The organism is Amorphoplanes friuliensis DSM 7358, from assembly GCF_000494755.1.
GTDB lineage: Bacteria > Actinomycetota > Actinomycetes > Mycobacteriales > Micromonosporaceae > Actinoplanes > Actinoplanes friuliensis.
Map to the genome: position 1 here is coordinate 5,107,819 of NC_022657.1, position 26,244 is coordinate 5,134,062.

Genomic DNA, 26,244 nt, shown 5'->3' on the forward strand with positions numbered 1-26,244 from the left:
CGCACTGTACCGGCGACTACAGCTCGTACCACTCGCCGAGGCCGGCCGGCGAGCCCGTACGCACGAACTGGCGAACGGCGTCCCACGCGTGGTCGACACTCATCACGAAGTGACCGGTGAACACCGAGTCCCCTTCCGTGCCCGGCACCTCAACCTTGCCGTCCCACGGGACGCTGCCATCCCCGACCAGCAGGAAGGACTTCGGGTCCTCGTCGACGGCGCGAAGCTGTTCGACCACTGCATGCGGACCACGAAAGCTCAGGGCGACCTGCGGGGAGTCGGCGGTCGGCAGCGAGACCTCGAGGAAGCCCTCACCTCTGGCCCGCATCGAGATGAAGTGGTTCTCCACCTCGTCGAGGTCCGAGCGCATCACCGTCGGCGAGAACCGGCCCGTCTCCGTATCCGTCGCGGACCACTCCACGGCTTCAGGAGGCATCGATCAGGCTTTGCGGGCGCATGTCCGTCCAGGTGGTGTTGATGTGGTCCAGGCAGTCCTGGCGTCCGGCCGGGCCGTGTGTCGTGCGCCAGCCGGCCGGTACCTCGGCGAAGACCGGCCACAGGCTGTGCTGGTTCTCGTCGTTGACCAGCACGAGGAACATACCTTCGGCGTTGTCGAACGGGTTGGTGCTCATCAGTTGCTCCTCGTGGTGTGCTGAACCAGGGCTTGCAGTACGTCGAACCAGGTGCGAGCGAGGTCGCCGACCGATTCCTCGGTGAGGACCGCGGCCGGCCAGGCCCAGGTGGCGGTCATCTGGGGGCCGGTCGCCCGGTCCTCGGTCTGTGCGTTGACGACCAGCTCGTAGGTTTCCGGCATGGCGTCGTCGGCGCCGTTCTCGGCCGCCTCCGCCTCGGGGGCGAACTCCCAGTCGGCTGCCTCAGGGAAGTCGAAGCGGCCCATGTAATTGAACTGGATGGGCGGGTGCGGCAGCGCCGCCAGCACCGGAGCGGTGTCGGGGTTGAGGTACCGCAGCATCCCGTAGCCCATGCCGTTGTCCGGCAGCGCCGCGAGGTGCTCGCGGACCCGCGCCACCGCTGCTGCCGCCGCCGGTCCGCCCGCGAAGGCGTCCTCGATGTCGATGCCGGTGGTGTCGAGGCAGATCGGGAAGATGTTGGTGAACCACCCGACCGTTCCGGACAGGTCGGCACCGGGCACCAGATGTTCCTCCCGGCCGTGGCCCTCCAGGGCGACCAGGACCGCGTCGCCCTGCCCCGCACGCCACCGGGTGACCGCGAGACCGAGCGTGCCGAGCAGCACGTCGTTGATGGTCGCGCCCAGCGCCGCGGGCACCCGGGTGAGCAGCGCCTCGGTCACGTCGGTCGGCAGCGCCAGGGTGACGTCGAGCAGGGTGGCGGCGACGTCCACGGCCGGGTCCAGCGGGCGCAGCACCGGCAGCGGGTCACCCCGGCCGACGATGTCGGTCCACATCGGCAGCTCGGCCGTGCGCGCCGGGTCGAGGGCCTGCGCGGCCAGCCCGGTCGCCCAGCGGCGGAACGAGGTCCCGGCACCGGCGGTCACCGGTGCGCGTCCGGCGACCGCGTCCTTCCAGGCTGCGCCGAGCTCGGGGAGCAGCACGCGCCAGGAGACGCCGTCCACGACGAGGTGGTGGACGAGCAGCAGCAGGCGCCCGGGGCGGTCGGCGCCGGCGTCCAGCCAGGCCGCCCGGATCATCGTGCCGGCCCCGGGATCGAGGGCGGCCTGCGCAATCCGGGCCTGCTCGGCGACCGCGTCCCACAGTCCGCGCTCGTCGAGGCCGGACACATCCACGCGGACGGTCCAGTCGGCGGCCCGGGACGTACCGGTGGCGGGTACCGACATCGACCAGCCGCCGGTGCGGTCGAGGCGGGCACGCAGCAGGTCATGGCGGTCGGCGACGGCTTGCAGCGCGGTCAGCAGGTGTTCCCAGCCGAGCCCGGCGGGGACCTGCACGACCGCGGACTGGTTGAAGCCGTCGATCGGTCCGTCGACCTCGCTCAGCCAGTGCATGACCGGTGTCAGGGGGAAGGACCCGACCCCGTCGGTGCTGCGGTCCGTCTCCGCGACCGCCACGGTGGCGACCTCGGCCAGGCGGGCCACCGTACGCTCGGCAAAAACCTGTCGCGGGGTGAGCCGCAGCCCGGCACCGCGGGCCCGGCCGACGAGTTGCATGGCGACGATGCTGTCCCCGCCGAGCAGGAAGAAGTCGGCCTCGACGTCGACCGCCGGCAGTCCGAGCACGCCGGCCACGACCTCGCTCAGCAGACGCTCGCGTTCGGTGCGCGGCGCCCGTCCGGCGGTGGCCGGGCCGAGGTCCGGGGCGGGCAGAGCGGACCGGTCGATCTTGCCGTTGGCCAGTGTGGGCAGGCGGTCGAGACGCACGACGTCCGGCACCATGTAGTCCGGCAGCTCGGCGGCGACCGCGGCCCGCAGTGCGGCCGGGTCGACGTCCCCGGCGGCCACCACGTAACCGGCCAGGCGCCGGACGCCCGGCCGGTCCTCGCGGGCGACCACCACGGCCTCGGTGACACCCGGCTGGGCGGCCAGCACCGACTCGATCTCGCCCAGCTCGATGCGGAAGCCGCGGATCTTCACCTGCTCGTCGACCCGGCCCAGGTATTCAACCCGGCCGTCCTCGGTCCACCGGACCAGGTCACCGGTGCGGTACATGCGGGCGCCCGCGGGGCCGTACGGGTCGGCGACAAAACGTTCGGCGGTCGGCCCGGGACGGCCCAGGTAGCCGCGGGCCAGCCCGGCGCCGGCCAGGTACAGCTCCCCCGCGATGCCGGTCGGCAGGTGCCGCAGCGCACGGTCGAGCACGTACGCCCGGGCACCCGCGACAGCTCGGCCGATGACCGGGGCAGCGGAGTCGGACAGCTTCGCGGCCAGCGCGTCGACGGTCGCCTCGGTCGGGCCGTACAGGTTGAACGCGGCCGTGCCGGGCAGGCTGCCGAGGCGTTCCCACAGGGCCGGGGGCACCGCCTCGCCGCCGACGCCGACCACGGCCAGGGGGCAGTGCCCGTCGTGGATCAGCCCGGCGTCGGCCACCTGCGCGAAGTGCGACGGGGTGAGCTCGATGAAGTCGATGCCCTCGGCGCGGATCAGCGTGGCGAGCTGCTCCGGGTCGCGCTGCACCTCCTCGGTGACGATGTGCAGGGCGTGCCCGTCGAGCAGCCAGAGCTGCGGCTGCCAGGAGGCGTCGAACGCGAAAGACCAGGCGTGCCCGACGCGCAGGTGCCGGCGGCCGGTGCTCGCCTGCGCGGGCCGGTGGAGCTGGTCACGGTGGCTGCGGAACAGGTTGACGAGGTTCCGGTGGGTGACCACCACACCCTTGGGCTTGCCCGTGGAGCCGGACGTGTAGATGACGTAGGCCGGGTGCCCGGCCCGGGCGGGGCCTACGCGGTCGGCGTCGGTGAGGTCGGCACCGGAGAGGGTGTCCAGCTCGGGGTCGTCGACCAGGACACGACCGGCTCCGGCCACGTCGATGCCTGTCGTGGCGGTGGTGAGCAGCAGCGCGGGACGCGCGTCGTCGGCCATGGCGGCGATCCGGGCCGCCGGGTACGCCGGGTCCAGCGGCAGGTAGGCGGCGCCGCTCTTGAGCACCGCCAGGATCGCCGTGATCGCGTCGGCGGTCCGCGGGAGCGCCAGCGCGACGATGTCCTCGGCGCCGGCACCGCGCGCGACGAGGTGCCGGGCCAGCCGGTTCGCTCGCGCGTTCAGCTCGGCGAAGGTCCACCGGACGTCACCGCAGACGACCGCGATCTCGTCCGGCGACGCGGCGGCCTGCCGCTCGAACACCTCGGCAACCGTGGGGTCGCCATCGGCCTCGGGCGCGGGCGGGTTCCAGCCGGTGCGGTCCTCACCGGTGAGCAGGTCCAGCTCACCGACCCGGCGCGACGGGTCGGCGGCAAACGCGGTCAGCACCGCGGTGACCGCGCCGACCAGCCGCGTGGCAACCGGTTGCGGGAAGAGGTCGGGCCGGAACTCCAGGCCCAGCCGCAGCCGCTCCCCCGGGTCGACGACCCAGGTCAGCGGGTAGTGCGTGGCGTCGCGTCCGCCCGCATCGGCGGCCGACAGCAAGCTTTCCGCGTTGTCGTCGTGGTCCGGGTAGTTCTCGACGATCAGCAGCGTGTCGAACAGCTCGCCCACGCCGGCCAGCCGCTGGATGTCGGCGAGACCGAGGTACTGGTGGTCGAGCAGCGCCGACTGCTCGTCCTGGACCCGGTCGAGCAGGGTGTGGACCGGCTCGGCCGGGTCGACGCGGACCCGGACCGGGACGGTGTTGATGAACAACCCGATCATCGACTCGACACCCGGCAGCTGCGCCGGGCGCCCCGAGACGGTGGCACCGAAGACCACGTCGTCGCGGCCGGTGAGCCGGCCCAGCACCACACTCCAGGCCGCCTGCACCAGCGTGTTCAGGGTCAGGCCCCGATCGCGGGCCAGCGCGGTGAGCCCGGCCGTGACACCGGTGGCCAGCTCGTGCTCGACCAGCTCGGGGACGGCCGGCTCGCGCTGCGGATCGGCCGGGGCCAGGCGGGTGGCGTCGGCGACACCGGCCAGCGCGCTGCGCCAGGCCTGCTCGGCGGCGCCGCGGTCCTGCCCGGCCAGCCAGGCCAGGAAATCCCGGTACGGCGGACGCCCGGCACCGTCGTCGCCGGACGCGTACAGCTCGGCCAGCTGGTCGGTCAGGGGGCCGCGGGACCAGCCGTCGAGCAGCATGTGCTGGTGCGTCAGGATCAGCCGGTACGCGTCACCCACGCGGACCAGCATCATCCGCAGCAGCGGGGCGGACGCCGGATCGAAGCGGCGTCCCTCCTCGGCGAGGCACCGCTGCCACGCCTCCTCCCGCCGGTCACCGTCCAGATCGGACAGGTTGGCCTCGGCCCACGGCAGCACCACACCACGGGCCACCACCGCCACCGGCCGGCCCGAGCCGAGCTGGTGGAACGACGACCGCAGGTTGGCGTGCCGCTGCAGCAGCGCCTGACCGGCGGCCCGCAGCCGCGCGGGGTCGGCCGTGCCGGGCACGTCGAAGACCATCTGCACGGTGTAGAGGTCGAGCCCGTCGGCGTCGAACGCGGCGTGGAACAGCAGTCCGGCCTGCAGCGGCGAGAGCGGCAGCACCTCGGCCACATCGATGTCCAGGGCGGCGATCTCGGCGGTCTCGGCGTCGGTCAGGTCGACCAGGGCAGCGTCGCCGGCCGCCGCGGTGAACGCCGATCCGGCCGCGGCGGCCAGCGCGGCCGGGGTCCGCAGCTGGAAGATCTGGCGCAGCGTCAGCGACAGACCCGCGGCCCGGGCCCGGCCGGCGAGCTGGATCGACACGATGCTGTCGCCGCCGAGCCGGAAGAAGTCGTCGTCGGCGCCCACCGAGGCCACACCGAGCACCTCGGCGAACAGGTCGCAGAGCAGCTGCTCCCGGGGCGTACGGGCGGCGGTGCCGGTGCTCGCCGCGGCGAAGTCGGGCGCGGGCAGGGCGGCCCGGTCGAGCTTGCCGTTCACCGAGACGGGCAGCGCCTCGAGGACGAGGAACGCGGACGGGACCATGTGATCGGGCAGCAGCGCGGCCAGGCTGCCGCGCAGGGAGTCCTCGTCGAAGTCGCCGGTGACCGTCACGTAGCCGACGAGGTGCGCGACACCCGGGCGGTCCTCGCGCAGCAGCACGACGGCCGAGCCGATGCCGGGCTGCGCGGCGATCGTGGCCTCGATCTCGCCGAGTTCGACCCGCAGGCCGCGGATCTTCACCTGTCCGTCGCCTCGGCCGAGGAACTCCAGCACACCGGGCTCACTCCAGCGGACCTGGTCGCCGGTGCGGTACATGCGGGTCCCGGCCGGCCCGTACGGGTCGGCGACGAACCGGCCCGCGGTCAGGTCGGGGCGTCCGCGGTAGCCGCGGGCCAGCTGGACACCGGACAGATACAGCTCGCCGGGTACGCCGACCGGAACCGGGTGGAGGTTGGTGTCGAGCACGCTGACGCGGGTGTTCCAGACCGGGCTGCCGATCGGGACGCTGCCACGGCCGGTGCCCCGGGACGCGGGCCAGGCGGTGACGTCGACGGACGCCTCGGTCGGGCCGTAGAGGTTGTGCAGCCCGGCACCGGGCAGCAGTTCCCGGCAGCGGTCGGCCAGGGCGGTGGGCAGTGCCTCGCCGCTGCAGATCACGCGGCGCAGCGTGGTGCAGCCGGTCGCCGAGGACTCGGCCAGGAACGCCGTGAGCATCGAGGGGACGAAGTGGACGGTGGTGATGCGTTCCCGCTGGATCAGACCGGCCAGGTAGGCCGGGTCGCGGTGACCGTCCGGGCGGGCCACCACCAGCGTCGCGCCGGTGATGAGCGGCCAGAAGAACTCCCAGACCGACACGTCGAACCCGGCCGGAGTCTTCTGCAGCACCCGGTCGGCGGCGCTCAGCGTGTACTCGTGCTGCATCCAGAGCAGGCGATTGACGATGCCCGCGTGCTCGACTGCCACCCCCTTGGGCGTACCGGTGGATCCGGACGTGTAGATCACGTACGCGGGCTGCTCGGGGCGCGGCGCGGTGAGCGGCACGTCGGGGTCGTCGAGAGGCCCGTCCAGCACGATCGGCCCGGGCGCGGACGGCAGGGCCGCCAGCCGTGCGGCGGTCGCGGCGATGGCCAGGACCGCCACGGGCCGGGCGTCGTCGAGCATCGTCGCCAGACGCGCGTCCGGGTGGTCGAGGTCGAGCGGCAGGTACGCCGCACCGGCCTTCCCGGCGGCCAGGATCGCCGTCACGAGCTCGACCGAGCGCGGCAGTGCCAGCGCCACCACCGTCTCGGGGCCGGCGCCGGCGGCGGTCAGCACCCGGGCCAGCCGGTCGGTCCGCTCGTCCAGCTCGCGGTAGGTGAGTTCGGTGCCGTCCGGGCCGACCACCGCAACCGCGTCCGGGGTGGCCACGACCTGCGCGGCGACCAGCTCCGGCAGTGTGGCCGGGGACAGCTCCCGGGTCTCGCCGCGACCGGCGGCCAGGACGGCGTCGCGGCCGGCGGCGTCGAGCAGGCCGACCCGACCGACCGGGGCGTCCAGCCCGGCCGCGAGTTCGTCGACCACGGTGACCAGGGCGGCGGCGAGACGGTCCGCGTACGCGTGGTCGAAGAGGTCGGGCCGGTACTCGACGGCGAGCCGCAGCGTCGGGCCGGGCTCGGCGATCAGCGTCAGCGGGTAGTGCGTGGCGTCGTGGCCGTCGGTGCCGGTGACCGGCAGCCCGTCCTCGTCCGCGTCGCCGTCCGGGTAGTTCTCGAAGACCAGCAGGGTGTCGAAGAGCTCCCCGCCCCCGGCGAGCCGCTGGATCTCGGTGAGGCTCAGGTACTGGTGTTCCATCAGGGCGGACTGCTCGTCCTGGAGGCGGTCGAGCAGCACGTGCACGGGCTCGGCCGGGTCGAGGCGCACCCGGACCGGCACGGTGTTGATGAACAGCCCGATCATCGACTCGACACCGGGCAGCTGCGGCGGGCGGCCGGAGACCGTCGCCCCGAAGACCACGTCGTCGCGTCCGGTGAGCCGGGCCAGCAGCAGCGCCCAGGCGGCCTGCACGACGGTGTTCAGGGTCAGGCCGCGGGCCCGCGCGATCGCGACGAGCTCGGCGGTGCGGGCCGCGGGCAGCTCGGCCTCGGCCACCCCGGGGGCCAGGGCGGCGCGGTGCCCGTCGGCGGGTGCGACCCGGGTCGGCTCGGCCAGGCCGCGCAGAGCGCCCGCCCAGGCCTGTTCGGCGATCCCCCGGTTCTGGCCGGCCACCCAGGCGAGATAGTCCCGGTACGGGCGCACGACCGCCGGTGTGCTGTCCCCGTCGCGGTAGAGCGCCGACAGCTCGGCCAGCAGCGGCCCCCGTGACCAGCCGTCGAGCAGCAGGTGGTGGTGGGTCACCACGAGCCGGTGCGTGTCCGGTCCCGTACGCACCAGCGCGAGCCGGATCAGCGGCGCGACGGACGGGTCGAACCGGCGGCCCTGTTCGGCCAGCAGCTGCTGCCACGCGTCGTCGTCCCGGCCGGAGAGGTCCACCTCTGTCCACGGCACGGTGACCGCGGCAGGCACGACACTCACCGCCGCACCGGACGCCAGGTGATGGAACGACGCGCGCAGGTTGCCGTGCCGATCGACCAGGGCCTGGGCAGCGGCACGCAGCCGGGCGGCGTCGATCGGGCCGGACAGGTCGACGATCATCCGGACCGTGTAGACGTCCGGGCCACCGTCGTCGAGCAGGGTGTGGAACAGCAGGCCGCTCTGCAGCGGGGACAGGGGCAGCACCTCGCGTACTTCGGTGCCCAGGGTGGCGAGCTCGTGCCGGTCGGCCTCGCTCAGGGTGACCAGCGACAGGGCCGCGGGGACGGGATCGGGGCCGGTGACCGTGCCCGCGACCGCGACCAGACGGGCCGGGGTGCGGTTCTGGAAGACCTGGCGCGGGCTGATCAGCAGACCGGCGGCGCGGGCGCGCCCGACGAGCTGCATCGACATGATGCTGTCGCCGCCGAGGGCGAAGAAGTCGTCGTCGATGCCCAGCTCGGGCACGCCGAGCACCTCGGCGAACACGTCGCACAGCAGCTTCTCGCGGGGCGTGCGCGGGGCCCGGCCCTCCGGTCCTGCGGCGAAGTCGGGTGCGGGCAGGGCGGCCCGGTCGAGCTTGTTGTTGACCGACACCGGCAACGCGTCCAGGGCGACAAACGCCCCGGGAACCATGTAGTCCGGCAGCACGGCAGCCACGTCGGCGCGCAGCTTCGTGAGGTCGTCACCGGGCACGACGTACGCGACGATGCGCTTGACACCGTTGTCCGTCCGCAGGATGACGGCGGCCTGCCGGACGCCGGGCTGACGGGCGACGACGGCCTCGATCTCGCCGAGCTCCACCCGGAAGCCCCGGATCTTGACCTGGTGGTCGGCGCGCCCGGCAAACTCCAGGGCACCTTCGGAGGTCCAGCGCACGAGGTCGCCGGTGCGGTACATCCGCGTACCGGGTGCGGCGAACGGGTCGGGCAGGAAGCGTTCGGCGGTCAGGCCGGGCCGGTTGAGGTAGCCGCGGGCCAGGCCGAGACCCCCGAGGTAGAGCTCGCCGACCGTGCCGACCGGGACTGCCTGCAGGCTGCTGTCCAGCACGTACGCGCGCTGTCCGGGGTCGGGGAAGCCGATCGGCACGGTCCCGGTCGAGACGGGCGCACACTCCCACAGCGTGGCGTTGACACTCGTCTCCGTCGGGCCGTACGCGTTCCACATGCGCCGCCCGGCGGCGAACCGCTCGGCGAGCCGGGCCGGCACCTCCTCGGTGCCGACGAGCATGCCGACACCCAGCGGCAGCCGGCAGTCCGCGGGCAGGGCGCTGAGCACCGACGGCGGCAGCGCCATCTGGGTGACCTCGTGCTTGGTCAGGTAGTCGACCAGCGGGGCGCCGGGGATGCGCAGCTCGGCCGGTACGACCACGAGCGCACCGCCGGAGAGCAGCGCCTGGCACATCTCGAAGTAGGCGAGGTCGAAGCTGGGTGAGGCGAACAGCAGGACACGGCTGTCGGAGGTGACACCCATGCGCCGTTCCTGGGTGGCGACGAGCTTGGCCACACCCTCGTGCGTGACCACGACACCCTTGGGGCGCCCGGTCGAGCCGGACGTGTAGATGACGTAGGCGGCGTCGTCGACCACCGGCTCGCGCGGGGTGACCGCGGGGCCGGACGGCGCCTCGGCCACGTCGACGATCGGCACGTCGGTAGGGACAACGGCGGCCAGGTCGGCGCGGGTGACCACGGCAGCCGGTGCGGCGTCGTCGAGCATGTAGCGCAGCCGGTCGGACGGGTAGTCCAGGTCCAGCGCGAGGTAGGCGGCCCCCGAGCGCAGCACGCCGACCAGGGCGGTGACCAGGTCGACCGAGCGGGGCAGGCCCACGGCGACGACGTCACCCGGACCGATCCCGCGACCGGCGAGCGCGGCGGCGAGACGACCCGAGCGGGCCTCCAGCTCGGTGTAGCTGACCTCTTCGTCCTCGCAGATCACGGCGACGCCGTCCGGGTGGGCCGCGACCATCTCGGCGAACCGGCGCGGGAACGTGGTCGGCTCGATGCCCTCGATGGTGCCGGTCCACGGGCCGAGCACGGTCGCCCGCTCGTCCGCGCCGAGGATGTCGATGCGGGCGACCGGGGCCGCGGGGTCGTCGGCGATCGCGGTGAGGATGCGGACCAGCCGGTCGAGCAGGGTCCGGGTGGTGCCGCCGTCGAACACGTCGGCGCGGTGACGGAGCTCCAGGTTGATCCGCGCGCCCGGCTCGGCGACCAGCGTCAACGGGTAATGCGTGGCGTCCTCGTCGTGCGCCTGGGTGACCCGCAGCCCGGCCACGGTATCGCCGTCACCTTCGGGGTAACTCTCGAAGACGGTCAGGGTGTCGAACAGCTCGCCGTGACCGGCCAGCCGCTGCACCTGGGCCAGTCCGAGGTACTGGTGCTCGATCAGCGCGGCCTGCTCGTCCTGCAGACGCGCGAGCAGGTCACCGGCGGCCTCGGCCGGGTCGATCCGCACCCGCACCGGGACGGTGTTGATGAACAGCCCGATCATCGACTCGACACCGGGCAGTTCCGGCGGGCGGCCGGAGACGGTGGCGCCGAAGACGACGTCGGTACGGCCGGTGAGCTTGCCCAGCAGCAGACCCCAGGCCGCCTGGACGACGGTGTTCAGCGTCAGGCCGCGGGTGCGGGCGAGCCCGGTGAGCCTGGCGCTGAGGTCCTCGGGCAGCGCGATCTCGACCGAGCCGGGCACGACCGGTTCGGGTGTGGTGCCCGCGGGCGCGACGCGGGTCGGTTCGTCCAGGCCGGACAGCGCCTGCCGCCACGCGACGGTGGCCGACTCCTTGTCCCAGCGCGACAACCAGGCCAGATAAGCCTTGTACGGCGTGACCGGCGGCAGCGAGCCCGGGCGCGCGTACAGGGCGAGGAGCTCCTGGACGAGCAGCGGGGCGGACCAGCCGTCGAGCAGGATGTGGTGGTGGGTGATGGTGAGCCGGTGCTCCCCCGCGCCCAGCTTGACCAGCGACATGCGCAGCAGCGGCGGCCGGGTCATGTCGAAGCGCTGGGCCTGGTCGGCGGCGGCGAGCCGGTCGAGTTCCGCCGCCCGCTCGTCCGGGCTCAGGGCGCTGAGGTCGTGCTCGATCCACGGCAGGCGGGCCCGGGTGGGGATCGCGGCGACCGTGGTGCCCTTGGCCGTGCGGCGGAAGCCCGCGCGGAGGTTCGCGTGCCGGTCGAGCAGGGCCTGGCCGGCCTCGCGGAGCCGTCCGGTGTCCAGCGGCCCGGCGAGGTCGAGCGCCGACGACACGGTGTAGACGTCAGGGGCGTCCGTGTCGTAGAGCGCGTGGAACAGCAGGCCCTCCTGCAGCGGGGACAGCGGCAGGACGTCCTCGAGCCCGGTCTTCTTGGTCACTGCGTCTCCCACTCGGACTCGAGGTCGGCGAACTCGGCCTCGAAGCTGTCGATGTCGTCCTGGCTCAGCTCGACCAGGGTCAGGTCGGACGGGGTGTGACCACCGGCGTCCGGGTCGGCGGCGTGTGCGGCCAGCGCCCGCAGCGCCGCGCGCCAGCGGCCGGCCAGCTCGTCCACCTGCGCCTCGGTGAGCAGGTCACGCGGCCAGGTGAAGGTCGCGGTGAGCCGGGTGCCGTCCGGGTGGTCCTCGGCGGTGGCGTTGATCTCGAGCGGATAGTCCGCGGGCATGCCGTCGTCCGCACCACCACCCCAGCCCTCACCGGCGGGCTCCCACGCGGCCTCGGCGGCATCACCGGCGGCGAAGCGCCCGAGATAGTTGAAACCGATCAACGGCTTTCCGCGTACGGCGAGCACGGGCGCACTTTCCGGGTGCAGGTAGCGCAGCAGGCCGTAGCCGACGCCGTTGTCCGGCACCGCGCGCAGGCGTTCCTTGACGGCCTTCAGAGCATCGCCGGGGTTCTCGGTCGACACCTCCAGGCGTACCGGATATTCGCTGGTGAACCACCCCACCGTGCGGGACAGGTCGGCGCCCGCCACGAGATGTTCCTCGCGCCCGTGCCCTTCGAGCATGACCAGCGCGCCCGTGCCGCCGGACCAGTCGCGCAGGGCGAGGGCCAGACCGGTCAGCAGCACGTCGTTGACACTCGCGTGGAAGCTCGCCGGGACCGTCGTCAGCAACGGGCCGGTCTCCTCCGGCGGCAGGACCAGGGCCTGCTCGGCGCAGGTGGCCACGGTGTCCCGGGCCGGGTCGAGTTCCCGGGTCCCCAGGGTGGCCGGTGGCCCGTCGAGCACCTCGGTCCAGTAGGGCAGCTGTGCCGTGGTGCCGGGTGCTGCGGCGAGTCGCTCGAGTTCGCGGGCCCAGCGCCGGAACGAGGTGCCCGCGGGCGGTAGCACGATCGGACGGCCCGCCTCCCGGTCGGCCCAGGCGGCGGCGAGGTCCGGCAGCAGGATGCGCCAGGAGACACCGTCGACGGCAAGGTGGTGCACGACCAGCAGCACGTGCCCGGGGTGCAGCAGAACGGCCTGGAGCAGCACACCGGCCGCCGGGTCCAGCCGGTCGCGGGCCGCAGCGGCCACCGTGGGCAGCGTGGCCTCGTCGTAGGTGGCCTCGCGGACCACGTCGAGCGGCGTCCCCGGTTCGGGGATCTCCACGCCGTCCGCGGTGATCCGGGCACGCAGCAGGTCGTGCCGGTCGGTGACGGCCCGCAGCACGTCGGCGAGCCCGGTGGCGGTGAGCCCGTCCGGCGCGTGGAGCAGCATCGACTGGCTGTATCCACGGGTCGGGCCGTTCACCTCGTGCAGCCAGCGCATCACCGGGGTCAGTGGTGCGCTCCCCCACGCCTCGCGCGGGTCCTCGGTCACGACCGGTTCGGCGGCCTGGACGGTCAGGGCCAGCCCGGCCGGGGTCTTGTGCCGGAACACGTCCCGCGGGCTGATGCCGAGACCGGCCGCGCGCGCCCGGCTGACCAGCTGGATCGACACGATGCTGTCGCCGCCGAGCGTGAAGAAGTCGTCGTCGATGCCGACCGTGGGCAGCCCGAGGACCTCGGCGAAGAGGTCGCAGAGCTGCTGTTCGCGGGCGGTGCGGGCGGCCCGGCCGCCGCTGAGGGCGGAGAAGTCCGGGTCGGGCAGCGCGGCGACGTCGAGCTTGCCCGCGACCGTCCGTGGCAGCGCGTCGACCTCGACGAAGGCGGCCGGGATCATGTAGTCCGGTAGCTTGGCGCGCAGGGCGTCGACGTCGACCGGACCGCCCACCACGTAGGCGATCAGGCGGCCGTCCCGGACAATCACGGCAGCTTGCCCGAGGGCGGCCTCGATCTCGCCCAGCTCGATGCGGAAGCCGCGCACCTTGACCTGGCCGTCGGCGCGGCCGGCGAACTCCAGGCCGCCCGCGGCGTTCCAGCGGGCCAGGTCACCGGTGCGGTACATGCGGCTGCCGGGTTTGCCGTACGGGTCCGCGACGAACCGTTCCGCGGTCTGCGTGAGCCGGTTGAGGTAGCCGTGGGCGAGACCCGGGCCGGCGATGTACAGCTCGCCGAGAACGCCCGATGGGACCGGCTGGAGTGCTTCGTCGAGCAGGTAGGTGCGCACGTTGGCCAGCCGGTAGGGCGACCGGTCCGGCCCGTGCCAGCCGTACGCGTCCACCGAAGCCTCGGTCGGGCCGTACAGGTCGTGGCAGACCAGGCCCTCGACCGCGCAGATCTGGTGCCACAGCTGGGAATCGATGGCCTCACCACCGACAAGCAGCACCCGCAGACCCGCCTCGAGGACACCCGCCGGGATCAGCTCACGCAGATACGTCGGGGTCACGTCGAGGACGTCGACGTGGTGACGCCGCACGTAGGCGACCAGCGCGGCGTCGTCGCGGTACTCGTCGTCGTCCAGGACGTGCAGCGTGTGGCCGCCGAACAGCCACAGCAACGGTTCCCACGACCCGTCGAAGGTGAACGAGGCGACGTGGGCCACCCGCCGAGCCGGGCCCGGCATGAGCCGTTCCCGGTGACTGGCGAAGAGATTCACGATGCCCCGGTGCGGCACCACCACACCCTTCGGGCGTCCCGTCGACCCGGACGTGTAGATCACGTACGCGGGGTCCTCGGCACCGGGCCGGGCGGGCTCGGCCACCGGCTCGCCGGCCAGGCCAGGCTCGTCGATCGGCAGCCGGGCCACGCCGGGCGGAAGCGCCGTGCCCCCGGTCGTGAGGACCAGCGCGGGCGCGGCGTCGGCGAGGATAGCGGCGATCCGGTCGGCCGGCTGGTAAGTGTCCAGCGGCAGGTAAGCCGCGCCGGACTTGAGCACACCGAGGATCGCGGGCACGGTCAACGGGCGCGGAACCGCGAGCGCAACGAGGTCGCCGCGGCCCACTCCCCGCCCGGCCAGCACGGCCGCCAGCCGGGTCGACCAGTCGTCCAGCTCGGCGAAGGTCCAGGACCGGCCGCCGGACACCAGGGCGATGCCCGGTGATCCCGCCTGCGCCGCCCACAGGTCCACGATGGACCCGGCCGGCGCCGGCCCGTTGTCGCCGCTGAGCAGCCGGTCGCGTTCGTCCGGTGCGAGGACGTCCACGCGGCTGACCACCACGGACGCGTCGTCCGCGACCGCCGCGAGCACCCGCTGGAGACGGTCGACCAGTGTCCGGGCGGTGTCCCGGTCGTAGCGGTCGGTGGCGAACTCGAGCACACCTTCGATGCCCGTACCGTCCGGGGTGTCGGCGAAGTCGAACGACAGGTCGAACATCGCGGAGGGGTGACCGGCCGGTTCGGGGTGCCCGGTCAGGTCGCCGAGCTGCCACCGGTCGCCGCTGCCGGGTAGGTAGGACACCATTGTCTGGAACAGCGGGTGCCGCCCCAGTGACCGCACCGGATTCAGGGCCTCGACCAGGTGCTCGAACGGCACCTCCTGCCGATCGAACGCCGCGAGGTCGGTTTCGCGGACCCGGGCCAGCAGCTCCCGGAAAGTCGGATCCCCCGAGGTGTCGGTCCGCAGCACCAGCGTGTTCACGAAGAAGCCGACCAGGTCGTCGAGCGCCGAGTCCGGACGACCAGCGACGGGCGAACCGAGCGGGATGTCGGTGCCCGCACCCAGCCGGGTCAGCAGCACCGCCACCGCGGCCTGAACGACCATGAAGAGGCTGGTGCCCGTCGTCCGGGCCAGGTGCCGCAGCTCGCGGGACACCGTCCCGGGTACGGCGAACTCGACCACGTCACCGTGGTAGGTCGCCTCCGCCGGGCGGGGCCGGTCCGCAGGCAGCTCCAGCTCGTCCGGCAGCCCGGCCAGAGCTTCCCGCCAGGCCGCGATCTGTCCGGCGAGACCGTCGGCCTCCGCGCGCTGCCAGAGGGCGAAGTCCGCGTACTGCACGGGCAGCGGTGGGAAGTCCGGAGCGCGGCCGGCGCGGCGGGCCTCGTACGCGGTGGACAGGTCGGCCCGCAGCGGCTCGTCGGACCACTCGTCACCGGCGATGTGGTGCAGCAGCAGGAGAAGCACGTGCTCGTCGGGGCCGGTCGTGGTCACGGTGACCCGCAGCGGCGCTTCCCGGTCGAGGTCGAAGCAGTAGCCGGGGTCGCCCTCCTCGAAGAGGACCGGAACGGCCTCGGGCGGGAGGATCCGCTGGTACGGCGTCCCGTCGACGTCGGGGAAGACCGTCCGCAACGTCTCGTGCCGAGCGGCGACGTCGTGCACGGCCGCGACCAGCGCGTCCCGATCGAGGTGTCCGCGCAGCCGCCAGGCCATCGGGATGTTGTAGGTCGGGTTCGGGCCTTCGAGGCGGTAGAGGAACCACAGCCGCTGCTGGGCGAACGACAGCGGCACACGTGCCGGCCGGTCGGCGGCGACGAGCGGTGCACGCCGGGCGCTTTCCAGCCTGGGCAGCAGGCCCGCGACGGTCGGGGCGTCGAACACGGCCCGGACCGGGAGCTCCACGTCGAGCACCGCGCGGACACGTCCGGCGAGACGCATGACGAGCAGCGAGTGCCCGCCGAGGGCGAAGAAGTTGTCGTCGATGCTCACCGTGGGCAGACCGAGGACCTCGGCGAAGAGGTCGCAGAGCTGTTGTTCGCGGGTGTTCCGGGCGGCCCGGCCGGTGCTCAGCAGCGAAAGGTCGGGGTCGGGCAGGGCGGCGACGTCGAGCTTGCCCGCGACCGTCCGTGGCAGCGCGTCGACCTCGACAAACGCTGCTGGGATCATGTAGTCCGGCAGCTTGGCGCGCAGGGCGTCGACGTCGACCGGACCGCCCACCACGTAGGCGATCAGGCGGCCGTCGCGGACGATCACAGCGGCCTGCCCGAGGGCGGCTTCGATCTCGCCGAGCTCGATGCGGAAGCCGCGCACCTTGACCTGGCCGTCGGCGCGGCCGGCGAACTCCAGCACACCGTCCGGTGTCCAGCGGGCCAGGTCACCGGTGCTGTACATGCGGCTGCCCGGTTCGCCGTACGGGTCGGCGACAAAGCGCGTTGCTGTCTGGCCGAGCCGGTTGAGGTAGCCGTGGGCCAGGCCCGGGCCGGCCACGTACAGCTCGCCGAGGACGCCGCGAGGCACGGGCTGCAGGGTCTGGTCCAGCAGGTATGTACGCACGTTGGCCAGGCGGTAGGCGGACCGGTCCGGCCCGTGCCAGCCGTACGCGTCCACCGAGGCCTCGGTCGGCCCGTACAGGTCATGGCAGACCAGGCCATCGACCGCGCAGATCTGGTGCCACAGCTGGGAATCGATGGCCTCACCACCGACGAGCAGCACCCGCAGACCCGCCTCGAGCACGCCGGCCGGGATCAACTCGCGGAGGTAGGTCGGGGTCACGTCGAGGACGTCGATCCGCTGGTCGCGCAGGCGTGACACGAGGACACCGGCGTCGCGGTACTCGTCGTCGTCGAGGACATGCAGCGCGTGCCCGTCGAGCAGCCAGATCAGCGGCTCCCACGATCCGTCGAAGGTGAACGAGGCGACGTGGGCCACCCGCCGGACCGGGCCCGGCATGAGCCGTTGCCGGTGGCCGGCAAAGAGATTCACGATGCCCCGGTGCGGAACGACCACACCCTTCGGGCGTCCCGTCGACCCGGACGTAAAGATCACGTACGCGGGCGCCTGCGGGTCGACCGACACCGGAGTGAGCGGCGCAGCGGCCGGCGCTTCGAGGCCGACCGTGACCCTCGCACCGGTCCACGGCACGTCGGCGCCCTCGGTGGTGACCAGCAGCCTCGGGCGCGCGTCTTCCAGCACGGTGGCGAGCCGGCCAGCGGGCTGGAACGTGTCGAGAGGCAGGTACGCCGCGCCGGTCCTGAGCACACCCAGGATCGCGGGCACGGTGAGCGGGCGGGCCGTCGCCAGGGCGATCAGGTCGCCGGGGCCGGCACACCGCGCGGTGAGCACGCCGGCCAGCCGTGCCGACCAGTCGTCCAGCTCGGCGAAGGTCCACTCCCGGCCACCGGAGACGAGTGCGGTGGCCTGCGGTGTCGCCGCCACCTGGGCGGCAAAGAGGTCCACGATGGAACCGTCGGGCACCGGCAGAGTGACGACTGGTTGCTCGCGCTCGTGCGGGGCGAGGACGTCGGTCCGGCTGATGGCGGCCGAGGGGTCGGCGGCGACCGCGGTCAGGACCCGTCGGAGGCGTTCGACCAGGGTCTCGGCGGAGTTCCGGTCGTAGCGGTCGGTGGCGTACTCGAGCTCGCCGCGGACGCCGTCACGGGTTTCGAAGAAGTCGAACGACAGGTCGAACATGGCGACGTGCTGGCGGACGCGTTCGGCCTCGACCCGCAACGGCCCGAGGTGCCAGGTGCTGTCGGCCTCACCCAGGTAGGACACCATCGTCTGGAACAGCGGGTGCCGCCCCAGCGACCGCACCGGATTCAGCGCCTCGACCAGGTGCTCGAACGGCACCTCCTGCCGATCGAACGCCGCCAGATCGGTCTCCCGCACCCGGGCCAGCAGCTCCCGGAAAGTCGGATCCCCCGAGGTGTCGGTCCGCAGCACCAGCGTGTTCACGAAGAACCCGACCAGGTCGTCCAGCGCCGAGTCCGGACGACCAGCGACGGGCGAGCCCAGCGGGATGTCGGTGCCCGCACCGAGCCGGGTCAGCAGCACCGCCACCGCGGCCTGAACGACCATGAACATCGACGTGCCGGTGGACCGCGCGAGACTGCGCAGCTGGGCGGTGACATCAGCGGGAAGACCGAACTCGACCACGTCACCGTGATAGGTGGCCTCCGCCGGTCGCGGCCGGTCGGCGGGCAGCTCCAGCTCCTCCGGGAGCCCTGCGAGAGCCTCACGCCAGCCGTCGATCTGCCCGGCGAGACTGTCCGCCTCGGCGCGCTGCCACAGGGCGAAGTCCGCGTACTGCACGGGCAGCGGCGGGAAACTCGGCGCGAGACCGGCACACCGGGACGTGTACGCCGCCACGATGTCCCGGCGCAGCGGCACGTCGGACCACTCGTCACCGGCGATGTGGTGCAGCAGCAGGACGAGCACGTGCTCGTCCGGTGCCACCCGGAGCAGCCGGGCCTGCAGCGGCGGTTCCTGGTCGAGGCGGAAGGCGTACGCGCCGAGGGCCGCCAGCCGGTCGGCGACGTCAGCCTCGGCGATGTCCTCCACCGGGATGGTCAGCGGCCCGGCCGGCAGCACCCGCTGGTACGGCTCGGTGTCCTCGGCGAAAACCGTCCGCAGCGTCTCGTGGCGCGCCACGACGTCACCGACCGCCGCGATCAGCGCGTCCCGGTCCAGGCGGCCCCGCAGCCGCCAGGCCATCGGCAGGTTGTACGTCGGGTTGGGGCCCTCCAGGCGGTAGAGGAACCACAGCCGCTGCTGGGCGTACGACAGCGGCACACGCTCGGGCCGTTCGGTGGCGACCAGCGGCGCCCGATTGGACCCTTCGAGGCGCGGCAGCAGTGCCGCCACGGTCGGGGCGTCGAACACCGCGCGGACCGGCAGTTCCACACCGAGGACCGACCGGACGCGTCCGGCGAGACGCATGACCAGCAGCGAGTGCCCGCCGAGGGCGAAGAAGTCGTCGTCGATGCCGACCGCCGGCAGGCCCAAGACCTCACCGAAGAGGTCACACAGCTGCTGCTCACGGGTGGTCCGCGCGACGCGACCGGTGCTCAGCAGCGAGAGGTCCGGGTCGGGCAGGGCGGCGACGTCGAGCTTGCCCGCGACCGTCCGCGGCAGCGCGTCCACCTCGACGAACACCGCCGGGATCATGTAATCCGGCAGCTTGGCCCGCAGGGCGTCGACGTCGACCGGAGCGCCCACCACGTAGGCGACCAGGCGGCCGTCGCGCACCAGCACAGCGGCCTGCCCGAGGGCGGCCTCGATCTCGCCCAGCTCGATGCGGAAGCCACGCACCTTGACCTGGCCGTCAGCGCGGCCGGCGAACTCCAGCACGCCGTCCGGCGTCCAGCGGGCCAGGTCGCCGGTGCGGTACATGCGGCTGCCCGCCGGGCCGAACGGGTCGGCCAGGAAACGACCGGCGGTCAGGCCCGGCCGGTTCAGGTAGCCGTGGGCCAGGCCGGCGCCGGCGACGTGGAGCTCACCGAGGACACCCGGCGGGACCGGGCGCAGCGCGTTGTCGAGGACGTAGGTGCGGACGTTGTCCAGCCGGTACGCCGACCGGTCCGGCCCGTGCCAGCCGTACGCGTCCACCGATGCTTCCGTCGGGCCGTACAGGTCGTGGCAGACGAGGCCCTCGACCGCGCAGATCTGCTGCCACAACTGCGGATCGATGGCCTCACCACCGACCAGCAGCACCCGCAGACCGGCCTCGAGCACGCCCGCCGGGACCAGCTCACGCAGGTAGGTCGGCGTCACGTCGAGGACCTCGACGTGCTGCTCGCTCAGGTAGCCGACCAGCGCCCGCGCATCGCGGTAGACGTCCGCGTCGACGACGTGCAGCGTGTGGCCGCCGAGCAGCCACAACAGCGGCTCCCACGACCCGTCGAACGTGAACGACGCGACATGGGCCACCCGCCGTACCGGACCCGGCATGAGCCGTTTCTGATGGCCGGCAAAGAGATTCACGATGCCCCGGTGCGGGACGACCACACCCTTCGGGCGTCCCGTCGACCCGGACGTGTAGATCACGTACGCCGGCGACTCCGGATCGATCGCCCGGGTGAATGGCATTCCATCCGGCGTGTCCGGGCCGACCGTGATCCGGGCGCCGGTCCACGGCACGTCGACACCGCCGACGGTGATCAGCAGTGCCGGGGCGGCGTCGTCGAGCATCCCGGCGATCCGGTCGGCCGGCTGTTCCAGGTCGAGCGGCAGGTAGGCCGCGCCGCTCGCGAGCACACCGAACAGGGCCGGCACGGTCAGCGCCCGCGGCAGCGCCAGCGCGACCAGGTCCCCGGGACCGACACCGTGCTCGTGCAGGACGCCCGCCAGCCCGTGGGACCACTCCTGCAGCTCGGTGTAGCTCCACTGCCGGCCGCTGGCTACGAGCGCCGCTGCGTCCGGGGTCCGGCGCACCTGCTCGTCGAGCAGCCCGGTGATCGTGCCGGCCGGAACCGGTGCGTCGGTGTCGTTCCAGCCGCGCAGGATCGTCTGCCGCTCGGCCGGGCTCAGCACGTCGGTCGTGGCCAGCGCCGCGTCGGGGGCGTCACAGATACGCGTCAGGACCCGCTCGAGCCGGGCCAGCAGCAACGCCGCTGCGGCGGGGTCGAACAGGTCGCCGCGGTACTCCAGGTCGAGGTGCATCCGCTCGCCCGGGCGCGCGGTCAGCGTGAGCGGGTAGTGGGCGCAGTCGCGGACCTCCGCGCCCGTCACGCGCAAGCCGTCGCCGGATGCGGGCAGGCTGTCCCCCAGCGGGTAGTTCTCGAAGATCGTCAGCGTGTCGAACAGCTCGCCGTGCCCGCCCAGGCGCTGGATCTCGGACAGGCCGAGGTACTGGTGGTCCATCACCCGTACCTGACCGTCCTGCAGCCGGCGCAGAGCCGCCACCACGGTCGCGCCCGGATCCAGCTTGATCCGCACCGGGATGGTGTTGATGAACAGCCCGATCATCCGGTCGGACCCGGGCAGATCCGGCGGGCGCCCCGCCACGCTGGCGCCGACCACCACGTCGTTGCGGCCGGTCAGGGCACCGGCGACGATCCCCCACGCGCCCTGGACCAGGGTGTTCAAGGTGAGCCCGCGGGAGCGCCCGAGCGCCACGAGGCGTGCGGTCAGCTCGGGTGACAGGTCACGGACGGCGCTGTCCGGCACGACCGCACGGGCCGGGGGCTGCGGGGCGAGCAGGGTCGGCCCGTCCAGACCGGCCAGTTCCGCGCGCCAGGCGGCCTCCGCGGCCGGGCGGTCCTGAGCCGCGCACCAGCCGAGATAGGCCTTGAACGCGGGTGGCTCGGGCAGCGTGTCACCGCGGTAGTGCGCGATCAGCTCGTCCAGCGCGAGCGGGATCGACCAGCCGTCGATCAGCAGGTGGTGGTGGGTGAAGACGAGCCGGTGGTCGCCCGGCCCGAGCCGGACCAGGGTCATCCGCAGCAGCGGTGCCGACGCGGGGTCGAAACGCTGCCGCAGGTCCGCGTCGAGGAAGGCCGGCAGTTCCTCCGGCGTCAGGTCGAGCGTGGCCCACGGCAGCACCACGTGTTTGGGCACCATGGCGACGGCCTGGCCGTTCTTGCGGCGGCGGAACGCCACCCGCAGGTTGGGCCAGCGGTCGAGCAGGGCCTGTCCGGCCGCGCGCAGCCGTTCCGCGTCGAGCGGCCCGTGCAGGGCGATGGTGAGTTGTCCGGTGTAGACGTCCGGTCCGTCCGCGGCGAGGTGCGCGTGGAAGAGCAGGCCTTCCTGCAGCGGGGTCAGCGGCAGGATGTCGGCCAGCCCGGCGGGCGCGGTCACGGAGTCTCCCATTCGGCTTCGAACTCGTCGATCTCGTCCTGGCTCAGCGTCAGCGTCAGGTCGGACGGTGTGAGCCCGCCCGCGGCCGGTCCCCGGGCGTGCGCGGCCAGCGCCTCCAGCGCGGTGAACCAGCCCGCGGCGAGGTCGGCGACGGCCGCGTCGTCCAGCAGGTCACGCGGATAGGCCCAGGTCACCCCGAGTTCCGGCCCGGCGGCGGTGTCCTGGACGTACGCGTTGATCTCCAGCGTGTACGGCGCGACCGGCATCCCCAGGTCGAAGCCCCCGGCGAGGATGCCGTGCCCGGCGACGGGCGAGAAGTCCGCCTTCGAGCCCGCGCTGAACCGGCCCAGGTAGTTGAAACTGATCTGCGGCGCCGCGAACCCCGCCAGCTCCGGCTCGGTGTCCGGGTTGAGGTACCGCAGCAGGCCGTACCCGATGCCGTGGTCCGGGATCTGGCGCAGTTGTTCCTTGACCCGCTTGAGGGCTGTCCCCGCCGCCGGGCCACCGGCGAGCGCGTCGGTGAGGTCGGCGTCGCCCGGGTCGAGGCGCACCGGGAAGACGCTGGTGAACCAGCCCAGCGCCGGGGTGAGGTCGGCGTCCGCGACAACCTGTTCCTCGCGGCCGTGGCCTTCCAGCGCGATCAGCACCGACCGCTCGGCGCCGCGGCCGGTGCGCTCGCGCCACCCGGCCACGGCCAGGGCGAGCGCGGTCAGCAGGACGTCGTTGATGCCGGCGTGGAACGCGGCGGGCACGGTCGTGACCACCGGTTCGGTGCTCGCGGCGGGCAGGCGCACGGTGTGACGGGCCACGGTGGCGAGGTCGTCGACGGGCCGCAGCGCGCGTCCGGCCAGTGCCGGGTCGGGCCCGGTCAGGATGCCGCGCCACAGATCGAGCTCCACGGCCCGGTCCGGGCGGAGGGCGGCGGCCTTCAGCTCGGTGGCCCAGCGCCGGAAGGAGGTGCCGGTGCGTTCCAGGGCGGGTCGGCGACCGGCGGCCCGCTGCTCCCAGGCGGTGGCGAGGTCGGCCGGGAGGATCCGCCACGACACACCGTCGACAATGCTGTGATGCAGGACCAGGAGCAGCAGGCCCGGCGTCGACTCCCCGGCGTCGAAGAACACGGCCTGCGCCATGACGCCCTGCTCCGGATCGAGCCGGTCCGCCGCGGCCCGCTCCTCGGCGGCGATCAGCTCGGCGGGGTCACCCAGCGGCATCACAACCCGGCGCAGCCACGGTGTTCCGGTGCCCCGGGAGGCCACTCGCAGCAGGCCCGGGCGGTCGGGTGTAGCGCGTACCAGGCGGGCGCGCAGCAGGTCGTGCCGGTCGGTGAGCGCGTTGAGGACGGCGGTCAGGCCCGGCTCGGTGGCACCGGCCGGGGTGGTGAGCACGATGGACTGGCTGAACGCGGTGATGTCCCCGCCGGTCTCGTCGAGCCAGCGCAGGATCGGGGTGAACGGGATGTCACCGTCGCCGTCGTCGGGGCGGTCCCGGGTGCCGGTGTCGGCGACTGTGATGACCTCGGCCAGGGCGGCGACGGTGCGGTGCTCGAAGACCTGGCGTGACGTGCAGACCAGACCGGCGGCGCGGGCGCGCAGGACGAACTGGATCGACACGATGCTGTCGCCACCGAGGCTGAAGAAGTCGTCGTCGATGCCGACCCCGGGCACACCGAGCACGTCGGCGAAGAGCTCGCACAGCAGCTCCTCCCGCGGGGTCCGGGCGGCCGTCCCGGTCGCCAGCGCGGCGTAGTCGGGGGCGGGCAGTGCGGCCCGGTCGAGCTTGCCGCTGGTCAGCACCGGCAGCCGGTCCAGGACCACAAACCCGGTCGGCACCATGTACGCCGGCAGCCACGACTCGGCGTGCATCCGCAGCGCCTTGACCAGCGCGGCCGGGTCGGTGAAGGCAGTGGGCGTGTTGGCGTGCGGGAAGTCGCCGTCCGCGGGCCGGTAGGCGCCGGCCGGTTCGTGCTCACCGCGTTCGAAGACCACGTCGAGGTCGCCGCGGCCGGAACGTCCGTCCCAGGTCACCGCCGCCTGACAGCCGTGCCGGGCGGCCAGCTCGTGATAGTCCTCGACCCCGGGCGCCGGCTCCCCGCCGAGCAGGGCGTTCGGCACTCCCGTCAGGCGCAACCGGGCCGGTCTCTCGGCGAGCCGTTCGCGCACCGCGTCGAGGCTCCCGGGCCAGGCCAGGGTTTCCTCGGCCGGAACAACAGCGGGAGTGGTGGTGAGCACAACGTCGTAGCGGTAGCGGCTCAGCTCGTTGTCGAAGCGCGCCCGCTTGACCAGCACCTGCGCGCCCCGGAAGGCGGGCACGAGGGCCGGCAGCCCGGCGAAGAAGCCGGGGTCGATCAGCAGCTCCCGCTCGGCCCGGACGGCCGCGTCCACGGCCTCGTCCAGCTCAGCCGGGGAGACACCGTTCGCCGCCTGGATGGCGGTGTGCAGCATCCGGTGCAGCCGCAGGTTGCGGACGTCGCCGACAAACACCGAACCACCCGGGGCGAGCCGCTCGGCCGCCGCCCGCAGGACACCGACCAGGTAGTCGGCGCTCGGGAAGTACTGCGCCACCGAGTTGATGACCACGGCGTCGAAGTGGCCGGCCGGCACACCGTCGAGGTCGTGGGCGGGCTGCGCGCGCAAGGTGACCCGGTCGGCCAGCTCCGGGACACCGGCGACGGCACCGCGCAACGTCGCGATGGCCTCCTCGGACAGGTCCAGACCCCAGTAGCTCTCGCAGTCCGGTGCGAGGCGGGACAGCAGCAGGCCGCTGCCGACACCGATCTCCAGGATCCGCCGCGGTCGCAGCGCACGGATCCGGGCGACCGTGCCGTCGCGCCACTCGCGCATCTGGTCGAGCGGGATCGGGGAGCCGTCGAAGCTGCTGTTCCAGCCGGTGAAGTTCTCGTCGAAGCGCTCGACCCGTCCGGCCTGGTAGAGCAGCTCGTGCAGCTCCTTCCACTCGGCCACCTGGGCCTGCGCCTGCTCGTCGGGCGCGGCGTCACCGGCCGGCACCACGTACGCGGCGAGGCGGACGTCGCCGGGCCGGTCCTCGCGGGCGATCACGGCGACCTGACCGGCGCCCGGGTGCCGGGCCAGCACCGACTCGACCTCACCGAGCTCGATGCGGTAGCCGCGCACCTTGACCTGGTCGTCGACCCGGCCGAGGAAGTCCAGCCGCCCGTCGGCCCGCCAGGCGGCCAGGTCACCGGTGCGGTACATGCGCCCGCCGGGCGGCCCGAACGGGTCGGCCAGGAATCGTTCGGCGGTCAGGTCGGGACGGTTGACGTAACACCGGGCCAGGCCGGGCCCGGCCAGGTAGAGCTCACCGGGGACACCGGGCTCGACCGGCTGGAGACGGTCGTCGAGCACGTACGCGTCGGTGCCGGGGTCCGGGCGTCCGATCGGGACCGAGGTGCCGTCGACCTGCTCGGGGTCACATTCACCGAGGGTGGAGTTGACGGTGGCTTCCGTCGGCCCGTACGCGTTGAACATCCGCCGTCCGCGGGCCCAGCGGGCGACCAGCTCGGGTGAGACCCGCTCGGTCCCGGCCAGGAGGATGCCCGGTGGCAGCTCGCAGCCGGCGGGCAGCGCGGCCAGCAGCGCCGGCGGCAGGATCATGAAGTTGGCCCGGTGCCGCTGGGCGTACTCGGTCAGGGCCGGGCCCGCGACGCGGCGGTCGGCGGGGACGACCACGAGGCGTCCGCCGGAGAGCAGCGCCAGGCACAGGTCCCAGAAGGCCACGTCGAAGCTCGGCGAGGCGAAGTGCAGCACCCGGACGTCCGGGGTCAGGCCGAACCGTTCGAACTGCGTGGACAGCAGCTTGGCGACACCGGCGTGGGTGAGCAGCACACCCTTGGGCCGGCCGGTCGAGCCGGACGTGTAGATGACGTAGGCGGCGCTCTCGACCCGGAGCCCGGGCCGGGCCGGGTCGTTCGCCGGGGCGGCCGCGAGCTCAGCGGCGAAGTTGTCGTCGTCGAGGACGAGCCGCGGCAGGTCGTCGAAGCGGGGCAGTCGCCCGGCCACCTCGGTCGTGGTGACCAGGCAGGCCGGCCGGGCGTCACCGACCATGTAGGCGAGACGCTCGGCCGGGTCGGCCGGGTCCAGCGGCAGGTAGGCGCCGCCGGCCTTGAGCACCGCCAGCTCCGCGACCACCATGTCGATCGAGCGCGGCACGGCGAGACCGACAACGCGGTCGGGTCCGACACCCCGGGCGATCAGGGTGTGGGCCAGGCGGTTGGCCCGCTCGTCGAGCTCGGCGTAGCTGACCTCGGTGTCCTCGAAGACCACGGCCACCGCGGCGGGGTCCCGGCGGGCCGTCGTCGCGAAGACGTCGGGGAGCGTGGCCGGGGCCACGGTCAACGGGCCGCCCGTGGACCGCCACCGGCGATCCGCGACGGTCCCGTCGATGCTGCCACCGATGATCTGCATGCAGGCGCTCCCGAGGACAGGCCGATGAATCGCCTCACTATAAGGCAAGCCTTACCTAACAGGAGAGCCCGGC

General features: G+C 73.3%; 5 protein-coding genes. All 5 read right to left on the reverse strand.

Going from position 1 to position 26,244, the window contains the following annotated elements; translation table 11 throughout:
- Nucleotides 1-16: 16 nt before the first annotated feature.
- The 5 genes from AFR_RS23810 to AFR_RS23830 are packed head-to-tail and all read right to left on the reverse strand — an operon-like array spanning nucleotide 17 to nucleotide 26,171.
- Nucleotides 17-436: a hypothetical protein gene (locus AFR_RS23810; RefSeq protein ID WP_041841078.1), complete on the reverse strand. Its 420-nt coding sequence runs from the start codon at nucleotides 434-436 to the stop codon at nucleotides 17-19.
- Nucleotides 426-632, reverse strand: coding sequence for an MbtH family protein (locus AFR_RS23815; RefSeq protein ID WP_023363591.1), 207 nt, complete (start codon nucleotides 630-632; stop codon nucleotides 426-428). The genes AFR_RS23810 and AFR_RS23815 overlap by 11 nt, the downstream gene beginning before the upstream one ends.
- On the reverse strand, nucleotides 632-11,377 hold the full coding sequence (locus AFR_RS23820) for a non-ribosomal peptide synthetase (RefSeq protein ID WP_023363592.1): 10,746 nt from the start codon (nucleotides 11,375-11,377) through the stop codon (nucleotides 632-634). The genes AFR_RS23815 and AFR_RS23820 overlap by 1 nt, the downstream gene beginning before the upstream one ends.
- A complete protein-coding gene (locus tag AFR_RS23825) occupies nucleotides 11,374-21,750 on the reverse strand; it encodes a non-ribosomal peptide synthetase (protein WP_023363593.1) in 10,377 nt (3,458 codons plus the stop codon). Before AFR_RS23825 ends, AFR_RS23820 begins: the two co-directional genes overlap by 4 nt.
- A complete protein-coding gene (locus AFR_RS23830; protein WP_023363594.1) occupies nucleotides 21,747-26,171 on the reverse strand; it encodes a non-ribosomal peptide synthetase in 4,425 nt (1,474 codons plus the stop codon). The genes AFR_RS23825 and AFR_RS23830 overlap by 4 nt, the downstream gene beginning before the upstream one ends.
- Nucleotides 26,172-26,244: the final 73 nt, after the last annotated feature.

What these genes read in the sequence shown, in the direction of transcription:
- AFR_RS23810 (WP_041841078.1), bottom strand. Translation starts at nt 436, where the DNA reads ATGCCTCCTGAAGCCGTGGAGTGGTCCGCGACGGATACGGAGACGGGC.
- AFR_RS23815 (WP_023363591.1), bottom strand. Translation starts at nt 632, where the DNA reads ATGAGCACCAACCCGTTCGACAACGCCGAAGGTATGTTCCTCGTGCTG.
- AFR_RS23830 (WP_023363594.1), bottom strand. Translation starts at nt 26,171, where the DNA reads ATGCAGATCATCGGTGGCAGCATCGACGGGACCGTCGCGGATCGCCGG.